Genomic DNA, 18,574 nt, shown 5'->3' with positions numbered 1-18,574 from the left:
GCGAAGACTTGACTTTGACTCGGAGACCGCATTTTAGTAGAATTCAAATTCAGAGACCTCCCAAAACAGTCGGGAAATCGTGATGGCGTGGTCGTCATTCGAAACCCGGTCCTACCTATAACGAAGCCAAGAATGTCGCTGGTTTGACGCTTAGAGCCGGATGGGGAACCATCGCGTTTTCGGGTTCTTGAGCAGAAAAATTGGTGCATCGACGCGAGTCGGACTCGCTCGATCTGATGTGCTGCGGCCTGTAAAGCCATGGCATCGGGTTGTGCGGTGTTTGAGTTTCATCATACGCATTTTGGCCATCCAACGAGCGACGCTTTCCATGATTACTCAAGTAAACGGAATCGCCCCCGCCCTAACTGCCCTACAACTTCGCCAAGTCGCTGATTCGTTGCGAGCTCGCTCCGAGCTCGGTTCGTTAGCAGTCCAATGGGATTTTGAAAGTGGCGTGGCCCTATTGGCCGAAACCGCTCGCGTGATGGGGCTCGAATGGCTTGACGCCGAAGAGATCCAGGTCGACCCAACTGCGCTCGATGGATTTCCCTTAAAAATGATCCATCGTTACGAGGTTTTCCCGCTCGAGAAAGCGGACGGGTGGATCCGGTTGGCGGTCAGCAATCCGTTTGCCTTTGGTGCCTTTGATACCGTCGCAACCGCGCTTTCGCTGGAAGTGCGTCCGGTCGTTGCGACTCCTGAAACCGTCCGCCAGTTGATCAAGCAGCATTTAGGCGTTGGAGCCGAAACGATCGACGGCTTGATCGCGATGCAAAGGCAGCAAAGCGGCGACGTCCAAATGCTCGAGGAGTTACAGCTCGATGGTTCAGAGGACGCGGAAGCGGCCACTCAGGCATCGGTTGTTCGGCTGGTTAATGAAATTCTCAGCGAAGCGGTCGAAGCACGCGCGAGTGATATCCACATTGAAGCTCAAGAGAACCGGCTCAAACTGCGCTACCGAATCGACGGCGTTTTACAGCCGCAAAGTGTTCCGCAAGAGATGAACCAGTTTCAGGCGGCGATTGTTAGCCGCTTGAAAATCATGTCGAAAATGAACATTGCTGAAAAGCGAGTTCCGCAAGACGGGCGGATTAAATTGCGAGTCGCGGGGCGCGAAGTCGATTTGCGTGTGTCGATCATTCCGATGCTGCACGGCGAAGGCGTCGTCATGCGGGTGCTCGATAAATCAAACCTCAGTTTGTCGCTGCGTGATATTGGCATGCCCGAAGCGACTTACAAAAAATATCAGGAACTCATCCGCATGCCGCACGGCATCGTTTTGGTAACAGGGCCAACGGGGTCTGGGAAAACAACGACGCTTTACAGTTCGCTAAATGAGATCAAATCCGAAGACACGAAGATCATCACGACGGAGGATCCGATCGAATATCAGCTCGACGGGATCAATCAAATCCAGGTCCAACATAAAGTCGGCTTGACCTTTGCAGCGTGCCTCCGAGCGATTTTGCGTCACGATCCGGATGTGGTTCTGATCGGCGAAATTCGCGATTTGGAAACGGGGGAAAATGCAACCCAAGCCTCGCTGACCGGTCACATGGTTTTCAGTACGCTACACACCAATGATGCGGCGGGATCGTTCATGCGGCTTTGTGATATGGGCGTCGAACCATTCTTGGTTGCCAGTACCGTCGAAGGGGTGATGGCCCAGCGGTTGGTGCGTCGGTTGTGTCCGAATTGTCGTCAGCAGTACGAGCCAAACACGGCGGAATTGCCCGATGATTTCCCTCTGGAGAAGCTGGAAGGGTCGCTGTACATGCCGCAAGGATGTGAGCAGTGCCGTGGTACTGGTTATCGAGGCCGGATGGGGATCTATGAACTGCTGGTTACGAACGACAAAATTCGCGATTTGGCTACCCAGCGTGCTCCATCGAACTTGATCAAAGCGGCTGCGATCGAAGCGGGGATGCAGACCCTGCGTAGCGATGGTTGGGAAAAAGCATGCAGCGGCTTAACAACGGTGGATGAAGTGCTCCGCGTCACGAAGGCGGATTAGAGCGATGCCAGACTTCGTGTATGTCGCCAAAACGGCGACCGGAGAACGGCGAGAAGGGACAATTGAGGCCCAAACGCGTCGTGCAGCGATGCAGCGTCTGCGCCAACAAACGCTCTATCCGGTTAGTGTTTCGGATGTGAAACCAGCGATGGGGGCAGCAAGCAATTTACAATTGCCGCAGCGAATCAAGAAGGAACAAATCGCTGACCTTTGCACCCAGTTAGCGGACTTGTTGAACAATGGCGTCCCGATGCTCGAGGCATTGTCTATCCTCAGCGATGTCACGATTAATCCACGTTTGCAAGCGGCAACAAGACGTGTTCACGATGCGGTATCCGAAGGGGCGACGCTCGATCAAGCCATGGCAGCGGAGCCAGCAATTTTTTCGGAGTTGACACTCAGTATGGTTCGCGCAGGCCAAGAAGGGGCGTTCTTGGAAGAGTCCCTGCACCGAACGAGCGTCTTCTTGTGCAAACAAGATGAAATGCGGTCCAAGATCGTTAGTGCGTTGGCTTACCCGATCATTTTGGGCGTGGTTGGAACGTTGATCACGTCGTTGATGATGGTTTTTTTAGTACCGAAGTTTCAGCCCTTTTTCGATCGCTTAGAGGCGACCGGATCTGGGTTGCCGACAATCACGGTTTTGCTTTTGGCCGTCAGCCATACGTTGTTGAATTATGGGCTTTTGCTTCCGATTCCGGTTATCGCGATCGTGTTTGGAATCAAGAAATACATTGCGACCGATAGCGGACGCATGAACTGGGATACTTGGAAGCTAAAGATACCGGTACTGGGTGACATCTTTCACGATGCTGCTGTGTCGCGGGCATGCCGCGTTCTTGGAACACTGCTACGCAATGGTGTGCCGCTGCTCAAATCGCTGAAGATCAGTAGTGAATCGACCGGCAATCGGTTGCTTCAGCAGGCGATGTTAAAGTCGGCTGAAAACGTGACTACGGGTGATACGCTTGCCAAGCCGCTGGCGGCCAGTGGGCTGATTCCGCCTCAGGTCATGGCGATGATCCGAATCGCGGAAGAATCGAACACGCTCGACGATGTCTTGGTCAAAATCTCTGACCGAATCGACGGCAAGGTCGAGCGACAATTGGAAGTGATGGTTCGAATGATCGAACCGCTAATGTTAGTGTTGATTGGCAGTATGGTCATGTTTGTGATCGTAGGCGTTCTGCTGCCAGTCTTTGATTTGAATTCAACGGTTAACTAGAAAAGGGTATGAAAATGAAACGAAACCATAAACAAAGTCGTGATCAACGTAGTGGCTTTACGCTGCTTGAGTTAATGATCGTGTTAATCATCTTGGTCGGTTTGATTGCGATGGTCGGACCGCGGTTGTTGGGCTCGCAGCAGAAAGCCGACATTCGCACCGCCGAAGTCCAAATCGGGAACTTGGCATCCGCTTTGAAGATGTACGTTGTTGATATGAAGGTCTTTCCGGCGACCGAAGATGGCTTGGAAGCGTTGTTGAAAGCTCCTGATGATGAGCGTTTGGCTCGCAAATGGGCTGGACCCTATATTGATGGCAACAAATTGCCGATCGATCCATGGGGCAACGATTTCGAATACGAGTTTGATATCGCCGAAGGAAGCAGCGACACCGCTCGCCCCGATTTCCCTCGCATTTCTTCGGCGGGACCCGACGCACAAGCGGGCACCGATGACGACATAGCAAATCGACCGGCCGATGGCGAGGAAGAGACGGAATCGTTGGAAGCCGAATCGACGACGTTGTAAATCGGAACCGATTGTTGAACCTTCTTGAGCATAGCCATTGCTGAACCAACCGACACGTAACGCGTTCTCGCTACTTGAATTGATGATCGTATTGACGATCATGGTCGCGATCGGCGCGGTGGCTTGGCCAAGCCTCAGGCGGCCGATGGCGGATAGTGCCGTACAGCAAGCGGCTAATTTGTTGCGCGATGAAATTGCGAACTGCAGGCAACTCGCACAATTGAGCGGGCAACCGCGTTTGATGCGTTTTGATGCGGGAAGGTCGGTTGTGAAATGGGGCAGTTGGACTGAACTGATTGCCGAGCAACTTTGCGAAGAGGGTATGGAGAGGCTGGCCGCCGAAGACTCCGTAAGCGAGAATGATGCAAACGAGGACTATTCGAACGACGAGTTTGCAAACGGTGGGCTTACAACCGAAAACGGCAGTACGGCAACGTCAACGATTTGGTCATTGCCTCTCGATATTGTGGTCGATGAAGTGCAACTTGACCGCACCCGTTATGTCGATAGCGACGATCCCTTGCTAACCGATGCACTTGATGCGTCGATCCCAGAGTCATCGGAGGCAATGGATGATGAATCGACTTCCCGATGGTATCTTCCATTTCTTTCTAACGGGCAAACCAGAGATGCCGTGGTCGTGTTGCGAGATTCGGTTTCGGGCAGTCGTGTTGCCTTGGAACTCGATGCCATCACGGGGATGATGCGTGTATCGCGATTGACTGCATTGGAACCAGAACAAGCAGCGGAGATGACCAATGATCCACCGGGTGATTTTTCCGAGGATGCGGTAACGACGCAATTTGATTTGGAGCCAATTCCGTGAGCGTTCGACGAAAACGCCGAATCGGGTTTTCCTTGATGGAAATGATCATCGCAACCGCAGTATTGGCCGGTAGTGGTGCGGCATTGTTTGCTTTAGTGGGTCAAGCGAGTCAGTTGGCCAGACGAGCCGAGGAGCGGACGGTGGCTCTTCAGTTTGCACAATCGGTTCTCGATGAATACTTGGCGATGCAGACGGAAATTGAAAGCGATTCTGAAGGGACATTTGAGTCCGATCCGCGATGGAATTACAAAGTCGAAACGTTCGATATCGAAGCTTCTAAAACCATCGAGGCGAGTCAGACGCCATCAACGCTAAAGCGAATTGTCGTGTCCATCTATCGAGCCGACGAAAACGGCGGACTAAGCGTAACGGATTCGGATTCAGCCATCGTTCGCTTGGTCCGGTGGAATCATGCGAGAGCGGAGATGGTGGCCGATGACGGTCTAATGGCGGAACCTGAATTGCCATGAAATACCCTCGAATCCACGTGACCGATCGAAATCCCCATCGAGGGTACACGATCCTTGAATTGATGATCTCGCTTGCGCTTCTAGCGACATTGATGATCGTGGCTTGGTCGATTCTTGGCTCGTACCGCGTTGCGGAAGAGCGTGGTTGGAATCAAACCTATCAGATGCAAATGATACGGGTGACGCGCAGTTGGCTTGAATCCGATGCGGCACATTTTGCGGAACCGCGATCCGTCGCGAGTGTTTTTGAGGAAGACACGGGGCCACCATCAAGAATGTCGGAAATGACGGTTTTTAAGGGGGATGAACAAGGGTTCGAAGTCGACGTGATTCCATCGGTTGATCCGTTGCCTTGGCTTGAAGAAGTGACGCGGCAAGCGGAGTCGCTTTCGACAACGACCCAAGCAATGAACTTGGAAAACGAAAATCCCGCGATCGCGTTGGACCCGCTCGCTGTGTACCACTTGCGATACGAAATTGTCGCTGCCACGGGATTCGTTGCTGCCACGGGAGTTGATTCCGAAGAGGAGACTTTTCAGCTGGATCGAGAATTGCTCCCAATCGACCGATGGTCGGCCGCTTCGCCGTCGAGGGCTTCGGAGAAATTGCTTTCGACCGAAGATCTTTATCGGCTCACGGATGACGAAGCTTTGTCGGAAACGACCACCGTCACAGAGCGTCAAGTTGCTTCCATACGCAATCTAGTTGCACCGCGTTTTCGCTATTCCGATGGATCGAGTTGGATCGGCCAATGGGATAGTCAATTGAAGGGAGGATTGCCGCGAGCGATTGAATTGAGTTTTGACTTGCCGGCTGCTTCGAGTCCTTACGCAGCAGTCGATCCTGAGCCATCGGACAGCGACACCTTTGTGGCGGAAGACTTCGCTAGCAGTGAAGTGGCGAGCGATATCGTTGAAACCGCCGAAGTCGCCGTATCTGCGACCGAAGACGATGATGCGCTTGGTCGTGATGTGCGGATCGTTGTGCTTGTCCCTGGCAGTGGATTGCGTGAGGTGAAAAGTGACTAAACCCAAACAGGGCATGGCTTTGTTAGTCGTCATGGTGATTGTCACACTGGTTGCCTTGGCGGCTTACGGATTCAATCAGCAGATGACGGATGCCTATCGCGTGAGTCAACTGCAGATCGAACGTGCTCAAGCACGATTGACGGCGATGAGCGCGATCGAGGCGTTAAAAGTCACTTTGATGCAGCCAAGAGGCATGCGTTTGAATTTTCATCGTGATGGACTCGATTCGTTCGCGGCGGTGACGATCGAATCGATCGAAGGACTCGGCGAGCAAGAGGATTCCGTATGGAGCTTCTCTGTAGTCACTCCTAAGAATGAATTCGCAATCGAAGCCAGTAATCGTCCGGAACAAAATTTGCCATGGCGATTTGGGCTGAGCAATGAATCAGCGAAGCTCAATTTATTGGTTCTAAACCAGTGGGAAAACGCGGAATCAGGACAGGCCCTCAAAGCGTTAATGAATTTGCCCGGGATGGATTCCGCGATGGCGAAGGCGATCATGCGCGTCTATCAGATTAGTGGAAGTAGCCAAACGAGCACGGTGACTTTGACTGACCGTTTGGGGGCAGCGTCAAGCGAAGACAGCGGCGATCCGGCTCAGTGGACTCGCCAATGGGCAAAGCTCTACTGTGGTGGCGATTGGGACCACAACTACAGGCTTGATTCACTCGAACTCGCGTTGATGGGCGAACAAGAACTTGGCGAGGCAAATTTTTCGTCGATTCAGCAAGAACCAACGGTTTCCACGCCTGCGCCGGTCGCTTGGCGAGACTATGTAACATTGGACAGCGGTCAAAAGAACGAAAACTTGGCTGGCAATCGTCGCGTTTTTCTCAATGGTGAGGATTTGCAGGCACTTCACCAACAATTAACTGCGATTTGGCCTCCCGAATGGGCCAATTTCGTGATCGCGGCCCGGCAATTCGGCGTTAGTCGCGGGGCCGCCAGCGGTGGCAGCTCTGCGATTTCTGCGGCTGAGTGGACACCCGACTTCTCCATTCCCGCTGCGGAGCGGTTTTCAAGTCCACTTGAATTAGTGGGGGCAAATGTATCGATTCGTCAGGACAATGATAAGGTAAAACAGATGCGAAGCCCCTTCTCGGATGACTTTGGCGACCGCACTAATTATCTTAGAGGTTTGCTTGAAGATGTTTCCGTTCATCCCGGTCCGGTCATTGTAGGTCAAGTGGACGTGATGGATGCGCCGCGCGAAGTCCTTTTAGGCGTTCCTGGAATGTCGGCGGATGTGGCGGACCAGATTGTCGAACGGCGTGTTTCGTCCGCAGGGACGGAAGCCACGCGAGATACAATCGCCTGGCTTTGGACCGAAAATGTCATTGATTTACCCACCTTTATCAAATTGCAACCCTGGCTCACTGTTGGAGGAGACTGCTACCACGCTCAAATTGTTGCCTTTCGCGACACACTGACCCCGACGTTCCGCTGCACTGTGACTTTGGACGGAACGACTCACGAAGTTATCACGCGAAATTTTCGCTCGTGGGATGCTTGGGGCCAAGGTTTTACAATTTCTGACCTGCGTGGCGAAATGTCGCCTGAAGACAACCCGAACCATGCCGATTCCTACCTTCCTTGATCGCCTTCCATTTCGTCTTCCCTTGACCGGCCCTAAAAAGCGAGGGCCGATCGTGCTCGCTTCGTGGGACCAAGTAAACGTCTACTTCTTGGTCGTCAAGGAACGCAAAGAATCGTTCGTCGCAGTTGCTTGGGGCACCCTCGAACGTGATTCGGAAAAGCCTGCTTTGTCGGTGCTGAGTCAATTTCTAACCGAGAATAAGATCACGGCATCGCGATTGCTGCTGCTGTTGCCTCGGACCGATTTGGAGATGACCACGGTCGAGATCCCACCCGCCGAAGAAGAAGAAGTGGCGGCGTTAGTGCGAGCGGAAGTCGAACAATTGATCGGTGACGGCGAACACGAATTGGTGGTGGATTACCGATTGCTGGACGGTGCGACTCCACCCGTCGTATCTGGCGCGCCAGCGGTGCCACAAGACGCGACCGATGGTGTGGATGTCGAAATGGAATTGCGGCGTTCGCAAACGGCCGCAGCCTTTTCACTTGAACAAAGCGATTTGGATGCGTGGGTCGATGCCGTCAGCGGAACGGGGCTACAGCTAGCCGCCTTCACCTCGCGGCAAACCGCACCGTTGTATCGACTTCGGCAACAACGCGCGTTTCGTGCGTCCTTGTCCGTGTTGATTATTGTTTATGAGGGGGAGGTTGAACTCTCCTTTTTCCGCGGCAATCGTTTGGCTTCGCTGCGAACGTTTCGTGCTGGCAGCCACGAGGTAGGCACGCTTACCGACCAGATTCAAATGGAGGTGCAGCGAAGCGTTTCCTTGATGGACTTTGTTTCGCCCGGTGAGATGCCGGAGTTGTTAGTTTTGGTTCGGAGCAAGCTCGATGGGCCGACCGAGGGCGATGCGATTGATGAAGATTCGCTTAACGAATTACCCACACTTTGCGAATCGTTGTCGGCACGTCCGGTATACGTAACGATTCCGATCGAAGATTCGGCCTTCGAAAATGGGATGGATGAACAGGACGAATCCGATTCCGGTTCGCCTGATCCGGTATTGGTTGCTGCGGCATCGGTGTTCCAAGAACATCATATGGCCGTCGATTTGATTCACCCCAAGTTGCCGCCTGTGCTGCCCAATCCGGTTCGGCGATGGGCCGCGATTGCCGCTTTGGCTTTGGGGTGTTTTGGGATCGGTTCTTACACATTGATGGCCGATGTGAACGATTTGAAATCACAGGTTTCCGAACGAAAGCAAGAGCTTGTTGAGACGGAGCGAGTCGCGGCAAAGATTCAAGAGAAAGCGGACGAAACGAGGTATGTCCAGCAATGGCTTAGCGACCAAGTCGATTGGCTTAGTCAATTGCAGCGTTTGTCGAGTCAGTTTCCTGAAGGCCAATTGGCCAATGTTCGGCGATTGTCAGCGAATGTTGACGGCAGCACCGGTGTGATTGACATTTCCGTTCAAGTGAACGATCCCGATCGTGTCGCGGAGTTAGAAAATGCACTGCGTGACGCGAACTTTTCGATCACCAGCAAACGAATCAGTGAACAGGCCAACAACGAAGAATATCCTTGGCAATTCGAAGCACGCATCGCTTTTTCGATCCCACCGTTGGACGAGCGCGACGAAGAGATTTTTACGATGCCTGGTTCTACTAGCCCGACCGAAGCGTTGGACGCCAATGAACCTCCCGCCGTGGAGGAAGTGATATGAACCAAGATCGCAGAACCATGCTCTTAGCTTCTGCTGGGATTGCCGTGATATTGATGTACGCTGTTGATACCGGCTATCGAAAGTACATTGAACAACCAACGCAGCGATATGAAGGCGAGTTGAAGTCGGTTGATTCAAAATTGCAGGATGCAAACACTTCTCAGGTTACTGGTCGGCGATTGGCAAACCAATTAGACGAGTGTGCTGCACGGGCGCTGCCGTATGATCCGGCACTCGCACGATCTCGCTATCAGGATTGGTTGCTGAAACTTGTCGAAGAACACCGGATGGATTCGGCATCGGTGGATGCGGAAACTCCACGTCCCATTGAGACGCGTTCACGAACCAATAAACGCGCGACGAGGTTGGTGGGGCATCGGATTGGCTATACTCTTCGAGCGAGAACGACACTCAACCGACTGACCGATTTTCTGCACGACTTTCATCGCTCAGCTCAACTACACAAAATTCGCAGCTTCTCGCTCACCCCGCTAGTCAATGGCAATCAACTTGACTTGAGTTTGTCGATCGAAACATTGTCGCTGCAATCAACCGAGCGACAAAGCGAATTGTCGATGTTGGTGCGTGATGAGCAAACATTTCCGCCACGCGAAAGGTTTAACGAATTCGTAAGTCGCAATTTGTTTGCAAAGGGTTTTTCAAAGTCGCTCGGCCAAGTTCGGCTCAACGCAATCACTCAAAACCGAGCCGGTGAACTAGAAGGATGGTTTGCTGTGGGGTCACCGCCAAGGACGCAAATTATCGCGACGGGCCAAATATTGGATTTGCCGCTTCATACCGTGAGGGTCAAATCGTTTGATCAAACTCGTGTTGAGTTGATGGTCAACGAGTTTGATTGCTGGATCTCCCTCGGTCAAACCCTCGGTGATGTACTCGGCAATCCTGCAACCGAAAGTGAAGAACCATGAAAATGCGTTTAAGTCTAATGGTGTTGATGATGGTCAGCCTGCTCGTTAGCGATGCGGAGGCGCAACTGTTCGGGGAGCGGTCCGTTGGTCAACCTCTTTCTAGGCGTACGCGACCGCAAGCGGCGACGCCTGAGGCAATGGAAACGGCCGGGACATTGGAGGGCGACGAGCGGTTCTTGAGAGAGAATCGTTCTCGGAATGATTATGTCGGATCGAACCGAGGTTCGCTGCAAGGATTTGTCGGCAGCGAGCAAGCGATCGGAACAGGTCGAGTGCGTACGTCAGTCGAATCGCTGAGAGAACCACCGAATCGGGCAGGGCAAATTAACCGACCGTTTCCACAAATTCGGCCAGGCGAGATGTATTATCCGCGATTAGATATCGATGTGTCGGACATGGCCGACGCGTCGTATATTTCCGCCGTTGCTTTGAAACGAGACGCGAAATTGCAGTCGCTGCTGAGCCAGACCGCCGAGTCCGATATTGTTGTTTTCCACCAAGGCGACCGAACCGTGCTGCGTGGTATCGTGGCGTCGGAAGCGATGGCTGAAAAACTCCGAATCTTGGCTTCGTTTGAACCTCACATCAATAACATCGAAAGCCAATTGGTCGTCGGTCAAATCCGTGCTATAAATCCAGAAGCGAGAAGTCATAACCGCTCTGCGTCACCCACTTGGATCACGCCGCCAAACTTTTAACGCAATCGCATCATCGTTGATTCGATGGATGTCAAGCAATAAACGGCTAACATGGAACCTCGGAGGGGAGGTGGTTCCGATGTTAGCCGCCAAAGAAGAGTCCGCCCTATGAGGGGCCAACAGCGAATTTGGACTGTAGCACGACGAATCGTGAGCCTTTTTCCGTGCGGACCAAAAGTAGGACTCCCGTCTTCTTCTCTTCGCGATTCTTCGCAATTGCCGCCTCAAAATCGGTGGCCGTGTTCACGTTCACTCGGTCGACTTGCGTTATTAACATGCCCGTTGCCAAGCCCGCCTTATCGGCCGGGCTGCCGTCGGCCACCATCGTGATTACCACGCCATCGACTTGATCGAGTCCAAGTTGCTTTGCCACATCCGCATCCACCGGAGCGATCTCGAGTCCAAGATCTTCCATGCGTTTGTTTTCTGCTGGATTGCTGACACCATTCGAACGGTTGGCGAAATTCGCTGTCTGTTCCGCGGCTTCAAAAGACAAGTTGACAGATTTGCCGTTGCGGACAATTTCGATCGTCTGCGTACTTCCAATGGGGGCTCGCTCAACGATTAATTGCAATGCTTGCGGGGTTGAAACCGGTTCGGCTCCAAAGCGAACGATCACGTCACCCGTTTGTAAGCCGGCTTTTGCAGCCGGAGTTCCTGGGAACACGTCGGTGACGACAACGCCGCCGCGAGGTTTCACCGATAATTGCTTCGCCAGGCTCTGCGTGACTGGTTGGATACCAACACCAAGGTAAGCACGTCGAACCGTACCCGTTTCAATTAGCTGGTCGCTCACCCAATCGACTAAATTCGATGGAACGGCAAAACCGATTCCTTCATTGCCGCCGCTTCGCGAATGGATCGCGGTATTGATGCCGACAATCTCACCTCGCAAATTCACAAGTGGTCCACCACTATTGCCAGGGTTGATTGCGGCATCGGTTTGCAGGAAGTTCTCGCGTGCGGTGATGCCGATTCCGCGATGCTTTGCACTGATAATGCCAGCGGTCACAGTGCTTTCCAAGCCAAAAGGTTGTCCCAGAGCCAAGACCCAATCGCCAATTTCGACTTTATCACTATTGCCTAGCACGGCAGCGACCAAGTCCGTTGCATCGTCAATCTTCACGACCGCAACGTCCGTTTTGGGGTCGGTCCAAACATGGCTAGCTATAAACTCGCGGCCATCTTGTGTTCGCACAATCACTTCGCCACCACCGGCGACCACGTGGTTATTGGTTAGCACAATGCCTGACTCGTCAATGATCACGCCAGAACCAATGCCACCACGAGGGCCGGGTCTGTTGGGTGTCGGTATCTTGAATCGGCCTTGAGGTGGTATTTGAAAGTTGTGACCCTTGAACATGTCTTCAAAGGGCGTTCCTTTGAACGGGTTTTCTCCATCAAACGGTTCGCTTGATGGTTTGATATTTTGATTGGTATTCCATGCCATCTTGGGGCGGTTTTCAATCGCGACGACCGATGGCAAAACGCGATTGGCAATCGTGCGGAATGCGCTCGAAAGTGAGTTTGCCGAATCGATTGCCTCGGCGGCCTCGGGCGAAAGGTTGGCTAACGGATCGCGATGGGCTTGGTCGGCTTTCACGTACGCGGCGCCGGCGAACAATCCAACCGAAGCAGCAAGCCCGAGGCTAGTGGCCATCCATTTCGAACGATTCAGTGTGGTCTTCATACAGCGTGTCCCTATGGAAAGTGAAACGTGGAGTCTTTGGTGTTGAGGCGATTGAGTGGGGAACTCCCCCTCTCTTCGATCGCATTGGTATCTACACAAGTCACTTCACCCTCCCTTGGGAGGGGCAAAGGCGAGGAACGAGTCTTTGGGGAGGGCATTTTGCAATGCCAAATCCGCCTAACTTTCCAAGTCGCCCCTCCCCGGAAAGCTCGCAAGTCCGTTTCCGCCCCTCTCGAACGAGGGTGAGTTGGATTGTCGCAAACTTGTGTAGATACCAATCCTTCTATCGCTGGTGTTGATCGAAAAGCACAACGTGTGCCATAAGCAAAGAAGTCGCTATTTGCGGTGTTTTTTGCGGTAGAGAGGGTGTCTTCGCGAGGCAATTCGCCCCGCCGGGGCAGAATGCCCCAAGGTGACTGCGATGCGTTGGAACGCCCGTCGGTCGGTCCGGCCAAAAAAAACACTTGACTTCCCATTTGAATTGCCATACTATCTTGCTAGTACACCCGAACGATAGAAAGGTGATGGGACTACACAATGTTTTTTACGGTCGATCCATCCAACGGCGTCGCGATCTACTTACAGATCGTTCGCCAGATTAAATACGCCATCGCGGAGCAAACGCTGCGCTCAGGGCAATTGCTGCCGAGCGTTCGTCAATTGAGCCAGCAACTGACTGTCAATCCCAACACGGTCGCTCGCGCTTTCCAAGAACTGCAATCCGATGGCGTGATCGAAACGCTTCGCGGTCGCGGTGTGGTCGTCTGTAAAGGGGCGGTCGAACGATGTCGCAAGGAACGTAAAACCGTGATTGCTGATCGGATCAGTAGCGTGTTGAGCGAGGCCTTGCACGGCGGCCTTTCTGCTGATGAGATTCGCAAAATTGTCGATGTGAAGCTCAATAAGCTTGACGGAAACGTCGCCACCATCAACACACCTGTTCCCGAGTAAACCAGCCCGAGTAACCTCTTTCGCATTTCGAATTTTCTATGAATCACGTTATCACCACTACTGATTTGACGATGCGTTTCCGCGGATGTGACGCATTACTTGGCGTTGACTTGAACGTCGAACCAGGGACCGTGTTTGCGCTGCTAGGCGAAAACGGAGCTGGCAAGACAACCATGATTCGAATTTTGACTGGATTTCAAAAGCCGACTTCGGGTTCTGCTTCTGTCTGCGACATTGATCCAATGCGCGATCCACTTGGGGTTCGCCGCCGGGTCGGTTATGTCTCTGACGCCCCCGCACTTTACGATTGGATGACGGTAGGCGAGATTGGATGGTTCGCTGCTTCATTCTACGGTGGCAATTTTCATCCCGCTTACGGGGAAGCGATCCGTCGCTACGAGATTCCAGAGGACCGAAAAATTCGCAATTTGAGCAAGGGGCAACGAGCCAAGGTGGCTCTGTCCCTTTCACTTGCACACGATCCCGAGCTGTTGATCCTCGATGAGCCGACCTCGGGGCTTGATCCGATGGTCCGCCGCGATTTTTTGGAAAGTATGATCGACCGCGCTGCGGCCGGGCGAACCGTCTTCTTATCGAGCCACCAAATTTCGGAAGTCGAACGCGTGGCTGATACGATCGCGATTTTGCACCAAGGGAAACTTCGATTGTGTTGTCCGTTGGTGGAATTGAAGGATTCAATCATTGAATTGACTGTCAACTTGGACGACCCGCTGATTGCATTACCAAAATTGCCTGATTCGACCGAGACATTGTGCGAGGAAACCTACGGACGCCAACGCCGATTGGTGATCCGTGACTTTTCATCCGACATGCACTCCCTCTTCACTTCACGCGAAGGAGTCGTCGGGACGAGTGAACGCGCATTGCCGCTCGAAGAGATTTTCATTGCCTACACCAAAGGTTCACTTGGTCCGGGACGGCCACGCGAAAACCCGTCCGAGATCGTCGAAGAGGATGCCAAGGTCACTAGCGGGAGTCAAGCATGAATGAAGGTCATGGAACAACTCGCGGTTTAGTATGGAAAGAGAGCCGGCAATTGATGCCGGTGTTGCTGATCCTTTCGGGGGTTGGTTTGCTATTGGTCGTACTATGGCAATGGATCGCCACGTTTTCGTACCAAAGAGACTATATCGGAAACTATCTTCCCTTCGTCTTGCCGGCATTGTTTTCCGTTGGGGCTGCAGCGGTTTTGGTCGGTCAAGAGAAGGAGCAAAAGACACTTTGGTGGCTTGGATCGCTGCCAACTCCTCCGGCAAGAGTCTTTTGGATCAAGCTTGCCGCATCGATGGTCGGTCTAGTCATCATGTGGGGTGTTTGTGCTGTATTGGTGGCATTGACACACGCTGGTCACACCGGCGGCTACGCGGGAGGAATGGGATTTGGCCGCTGGCTTGGCGCCAGTACCTACGTTTTTTTGGCGGTTCACTCTTTCTATATTCTTGTCTGTGGCTTTTACACGACTTGGCGTTTTAAAGGCACATTCGCAAGCCTGCTAGGAATTCTTCCTCTTTCCATTGTGCCTTTTGTCGTGATCGAAGCTATCGGTTCCCTACGAAATTGGGGCTTGGGGCCATCATGGGGCGCTTCGGTTGAATCGGTCTTGGTCACCTATTCGGTTCTCGTCGCATCCATCGTGTTGATGACTTGGTTGGCTAACCGAGCGGCGATGAAGGCGTTAGGGCCGACGGAACCAGAGTCCCCTCGCAAAATTGATGCATTGTCTTGGGCCGAACCGTGGCGACCGAGCGAATTGGATTCCTCCTCGCGAGATCCCTACCGACTATCGATCGCTTCGTTGTTGTGGCAATCGATCCACCACAGTCGATACACGCTATTGGCGATCACTGCGATGATCATGCTTGGCACGGTCGCAGGATCATTTTTCACACGGAGCCAATGGGTCAGTTTCGCTGGCGGACAATTGGGGGCACTGATGCTTGCCGGTTTGGTCGGCGTAGCATGGCTCGGCGTATTTGCGTTCACCGGCGATGGTAGCGCCAGCCGGTTACGTTTTTTGGCCGATCGTGGAGCGTCGCCGACAATCGTTTGGGCCGGGCGCCATTTGGTTGGGCTCAGTATCGTTGCGACTGCGATCTTGCTGTATTGGTTGTTGACCTACCAAGTTCTGCCGAACCTTTACCGCGAAGGATTGGAATTCATTCCATCCGTCGCGTTTGTGACGCTGGTTTTGTGGGTGTTCTATTCGGTATCCCAGTGGACTAGCCAACTAACGCGATTGTTAGCTTTGTCGACGGTCTTAGCACCAGTGTTATCGATCTTCACTGCGTATTGGCTGGGATATGCGGCGATGATGCTCTACATGCCGTTATGGCTACTCGTCTTACTGAGCATGCTGCCGATGTTGGCCACATGGTTGATGATGCGGCGCTATATGGATGAAAACCGAGGTTGGCAATCATGGGTAATCTCGATAGGTGCGATCGGTCTCATCATGTGTGTGCCACTGATTTCGCCTGCATTAAAGGTCGCCCAATTCCCGACGATTTCCGATGCTATTCGAAGTCAACGATTGGCACAGGCGAAGGCAACGAAACGGTTTGCCTATCCACAACCGCTGACGATCCATCAAACGTTGGGTTATGAAAACTTGATCGATGAAAAGCCGTCGGCCGAGAAACGATTGGCTCAGCTCGAAAAACGCAATTTCGAGCCGCGAGTGCTCTTCCAACCTCCGGGGGGATCAATCGAAAACGTTCCGGCATTGTCGATTGATTCGCAGACGCTGTTTCCGATGATCAAGTACGCCAACTACCAGAAAGTTCGCGTCCAGTCCGCTCCGGATAACGAAGTCGAGGCCGCGGCGATGACCGATTGGATCGAGATGATGGTCGATGTGGTGAAGCGACTGCGAAAAAGTAGTCGCTGGCTCGATCAAGATCGGGCTGACGTAATCGAAATATGGCTCACCAATTTGATGAGCGATGAATCCTTCGACGCGTTTCGGGAACGTGATTTCGCAAAAGAAACGATTGCGATGTTGGCGAACCAAGAGGCACGAAGTGAGGCCCGACGGCGTGCTGTGTTGATTTCGTGGTATGACGAGGTCACCAAACGTGAGAGCCGATTCGATAGCCTTGGTGGCTACGAATCGAACTCGTGGCCCGATGAGTACACGATGCCGCTGCGTCCCGATGAGTACACGATGCCGCTGCGTCCCATTATCCAGCCGCGGTTAGCCGAAGCGGTCGCTGACGCAGGGTTGCGAATGATTGAAGCGTCAGAACAGGGCAAGCCGATCGAACCGATTCGCCGCGAATTGCACAACTTGCTCATCGGACCCGAGCAAAGTTTTGATGTCAGCCCATACGGTCCCCTGGTTCAAGCGTCATCGGATCGAGTTCATCCGTCGGACTTGTTGTGGGCCTATAGGAATCTTCCGTCGATCAAATGGTATTCACCTTGGGAACAAAAAGCCAAGGCACTTGCGAATCAAGATGTCGACTCAGCTGAGACAAAGGAGATGGAGTAATGATGAAAACGACCCGTTCAACTCACCGATCCGAGTGGTTCTATCTAAGCCTCATTTCGATCCCATTGGTTCTGCTTGTGGCCCTGTTTGCCGTTGGCAAAGTCCGTGAATCGCTAGCCGCAGGTGATGTGAAAGCGATTCTTGCAAACTGGACCGAGGAAGGGAAGCCAATCAACACAACTTCATTTGCAAATTGGTCAAACGATGCCGCGTCAGATGAACGGTCTGCTGCTTGGCTTGATGTCTTGTCCGCCACCTATGCGCTTTGGGATCAATTTGCGTCTCTTAAGGCGCGTAACGAAGGACGAGAAGAAGAACTGGCAGCCGAAGGTGAACCATGGGCGGAAGGTTTGCTTGAAGAACCGTTTGTCGAGCGGGCTCAGCCGATCATTGAGCAAGTCCAAAAACTCCTTGCGGAAGACACCTCGCCAGTATGGCTTCCATCGTCCCGATTCAGTCGTCATTCTTCAATTAGCGATTACCACTATGTGAATTTGTTGACAGACTTAATGAGCCGAGAGTTTCGTGTGGCAGTTCACGAAGGGGACCGCTCGAGAGCGATGCTAACGCTTGAAATGATGAAGCAGGTTGCCGATGCCTTCGACACAAAGTCAAAATTTGGATTGAGTCGATTTCGAATGTTCTCGGATCAGCAACGTTATCTCTTGATCCGACAATCCCTCGAACTTGGTTTTTGGACCGAACCGGAACAGTTTGAACAATTGCGTGGTCAACTCGAACCGCTCGATGACCTCGTGGATCGAGTCAAGCATTCAGTCGCATCCGAAAATGCGTTAGACCTCGACTATTATACCTCGCGTTCAACAGGGTGCCTTTCGGTGGAGGTGATGGGCGGGGTCGACTTTGCACCTTACGGAACTCCCTCGGCTGCGATTCGGAAGCTACTTGAGGAAATGGAATCCGATACCGAGCAAATTAGAGAACTCGAAAAGGGGCTTGCCGAATACCGACGCAAACCCAAGCGGGAAAAGAGAAATGACTCACCTCGCGACTACTCGGTCGTGAACGTTCCCTATGCCACAATCCTTGGTGACCTGAGTTGGTTTCGATGGGGAATCGATGGTCGCGTTGATAGGATGCAAAAGATCGACTTTGAGCGACGTTGGACATTGGTGACGATCGCGATCAAGCAGTTCCGGATGCAAGAAGGTCGCTGGCCATCCGAGCTCACCGAACTATCGAAGGTTGGTTTCTCGCCACAAGATTGTGCAAGGCATGATGGAATTACCCTTGGGTATGAAGTCGACAACGAAGACGACGTCGCCTATACCTGGTATCCGATGGCGATTTGGGATTTCGATGTCAATATCTCAAGATGGGTGACCGAGCGTCCTGATAAATATGACGCATCGTTGCGTTATACACGGCGAGGCGAAATCCAAGTTTTTGGAGTTCGATAACCGCATTTTGCTGCAGTAAAAGGC

Annotated in this window: 15 protein-coding genes; 14 read left to right on the top strand and 1 reads right to left on the bottom strand. The window is 52.8% G+C overall.

Annotated elements, in window-relative coordinates; all coding sequences use genetic code 11:
- Window positions 1–328 precede the first annotated feature (328 nt).
- Genes CA13_RS10385 through CA13_RS10340 form a run of 10 tightly spaced genes read left to right on the top strand, consistent with a single transcriptional unit; the run spans window position 329 to window position 10,977 of the window.
- A complete protein-coding gene (locus CA13_RS10385) occupies window positions 329–2,014 on the top strand; it encodes a GspE/PulE family protein (protein WP_146396096.1) in 1,686 nt (561 codons plus the stop codon).
- 4 nt (window positions 2,015–2,018) lie between these two features.
- A complete protein-coding gene (locus CA13_RS10380; protein ID WP_419194160.1) occupies window positions 2,019–3,239 on the top strand; it encodes a type II secretion system F family protein in 1,221 nt (406 codons plus the stop codon).
- 14 nt (window positions 3,240–3,253) lie between these two features.
- Entirely contained in the window at window positions 3,254–3,766 is a 513-nt protein-coding gene (gene gspG / locus CA13_RS10375) for a type II secretion system major pseudopilin GspG (RefSeq protein ID WP_419194159.1), read from the top strand.
- Between the two features lie 37 nt (window positions 3,767–3,803).
- Window positions 3,804–4,592 (top strand): pilus assembly FimT family protein, encoded by a 789-nt coding sequence (locus CA13_RS10370; protein ID WP_146396091.1) that lies wholly within the window; start codon window positions 3,804–3,806, stop codon window positions 4,590–4,592.
- A complete protein-coding gene (locus CA13_RS10365; protein ID WP_146396090.1) occupies window positions 4,589–5,062 on the top strand; it encodes a type IV pilus modification PilV family protein in 474 nt (157 codons plus the stop codon). The genes CA13_RS10370 and CA13_RS10365 overlap by 4 nt, the downstream gene beginning before the upstream one ends.
- Window positions 5,059–6,090, top strand: coding sequence for a PulJ/GspJ family protein (locus tag CA13_RS10360; protein WP_146396088.1), 1,032 nt, complete (start codon window positions 5,059–5,061; stop codon window positions 6,088–6,090). The genes CA13_RS10365 and CA13_RS10360 overlap by 4 nt, the downstream gene beginning before the upstream one ends.
- Window positions 6,083–7,687, top strand: coding sequence for a hypothetical protein (locus CA13_RS10355; RefSeq protein ID WP_146396086.1), 1,605 nt, complete (start codon window positions 6,083–6,085; stop codon window positions 7,685–7,687). Before CA13_RS10360 ends, CA13_RS10355 begins: the two co-directional genes overlap by 8 nt.
- Window positions 7,665–9,350 (top strand): hypothetical protein, encoded by a 1,686-nt coding sequence (locus CA13_RS10350; protein ID WP_146396085.1) that lies wholly within the window; start codon window positions 7,665–7,667, stop codon window positions 9,348–9,350. Before CA13_RS10355 ends, CA13_RS10350 begins: the two co-directional genes overlap by 23 nt.
- Window positions 9,351–9,367: 17 nt before the next feature.
- The gene (locus CA13_RS10345; RefSeq protein ID WP_419194158.1) at window positions 9,368–10,279 is read left to right on the top strand and encodes a hypothetical protein; all 912 of its coding nucleotides are present in this window, start codon (window positions 9,368–9,370) and stop codon (window positions 10,277–10,279) included.
- Window positions 10,276–10,977, top strand: a complete 702-nt coding sequence (locus CA13_RS10340) for a hypothetical protein (RefSeq protein WP_146396081.1) — start codon at window positions 10,276–10,278, stop codon at window positions 10,975–10,977. The genes CA13_RS10345 and CA13_RS10340 overlap by 4 nt, the downstream gene beginning before the upstream one ends.
- Before the next feature lie 106 nt (window positions 10,978–11,083).
- On the opposite strand, the gene CA13_RS10335 is transcribed toward CA13_RS10340, so the two are convergent.
- Window positions 11,084–12,667, bottom strand: a complete 1,584-nt coding sequence (locus tag CA13_RS10335) for a trypsin-like peptidase domain-containing protein (protein ID WP_146396080.1) — start codon at window positions 12,665–12,667, stop codon at window positions 11,084–11,086.
- 537 nt (window positions 12,668–13,204) lie between these two features.
- On the opposite strand from CA13_RS10335, the gene CA13_RS10330 reads away from it, so the two are divergent.
- The 4 genes from CA13_RS10330 to CA13_RS10315 are packed head-to-tail and all read left to right on the top strand — an operon-like array spanning window position 13,205 to window position 18,550.
- Window positions 13,205–13,618, top strand: coding sequence for a GntR family transcriptional regulator (locus CA13_RS10330; RefSeq protein WP_146396078.1), 414 nt, complete (start codon window positions 13,205–13,207; stop codon window positions 13,616–13,618).
- 38 nt (window positions 13,619–13,656) lie between these two features.
- Window positions 13,657–14,625, top strand: coding sequence for an ABC transporter ATP-binding protein (locus CA13_RS10325; RefSeq protein ID WP_146396077.1), 969 nt, complete (start codon window positions 13,657–13,659; stop codon window positions 14,623–14,625).
- The gene (locus CA13_RS10320) at window positions 14,622–17,129 is read left to right on the top strand and encodes a hypothetical protein (RefSeq protein WP_146396075.1); all 2,508 of its coding nucleotides are present in this window, start codon (window positions 14,622–14,624) and stop codon (window positions 17,127–17,129) included. The genes CA13_RS10325 and CA13_RS10320 overlap by 4 nt, the downstream gene beginning before the upstream one ends.
- Entirely contained in the window at window positions 17,129–18,550 is a 1,422-nt protein-coding gene (locus CA13_RS10315) for a hypothetical protein (protein ID WP_146396074.1), read from the top strand. Before CA13_RS10320 ends, CA13_RS10315 begins: the two co-directional genes overlap by 1 nt.
- Window positions 18,551–18,574 lie beyond the last annotated feature (24 nt).

Origin of the sequence: Novipirellula herctigrandis, from assembly GCA_007859835.1 — a bacterium.
Lineage (GTDB): Bacteria > Planctomycetota > Planctomycetia > Pirellulales > Pirellulaceae > Novipirellula_A > Novipirellula_A herctigrandis.
This window is presented reverse-complemented; position numbering and strand designations above follow the sequence as displayed.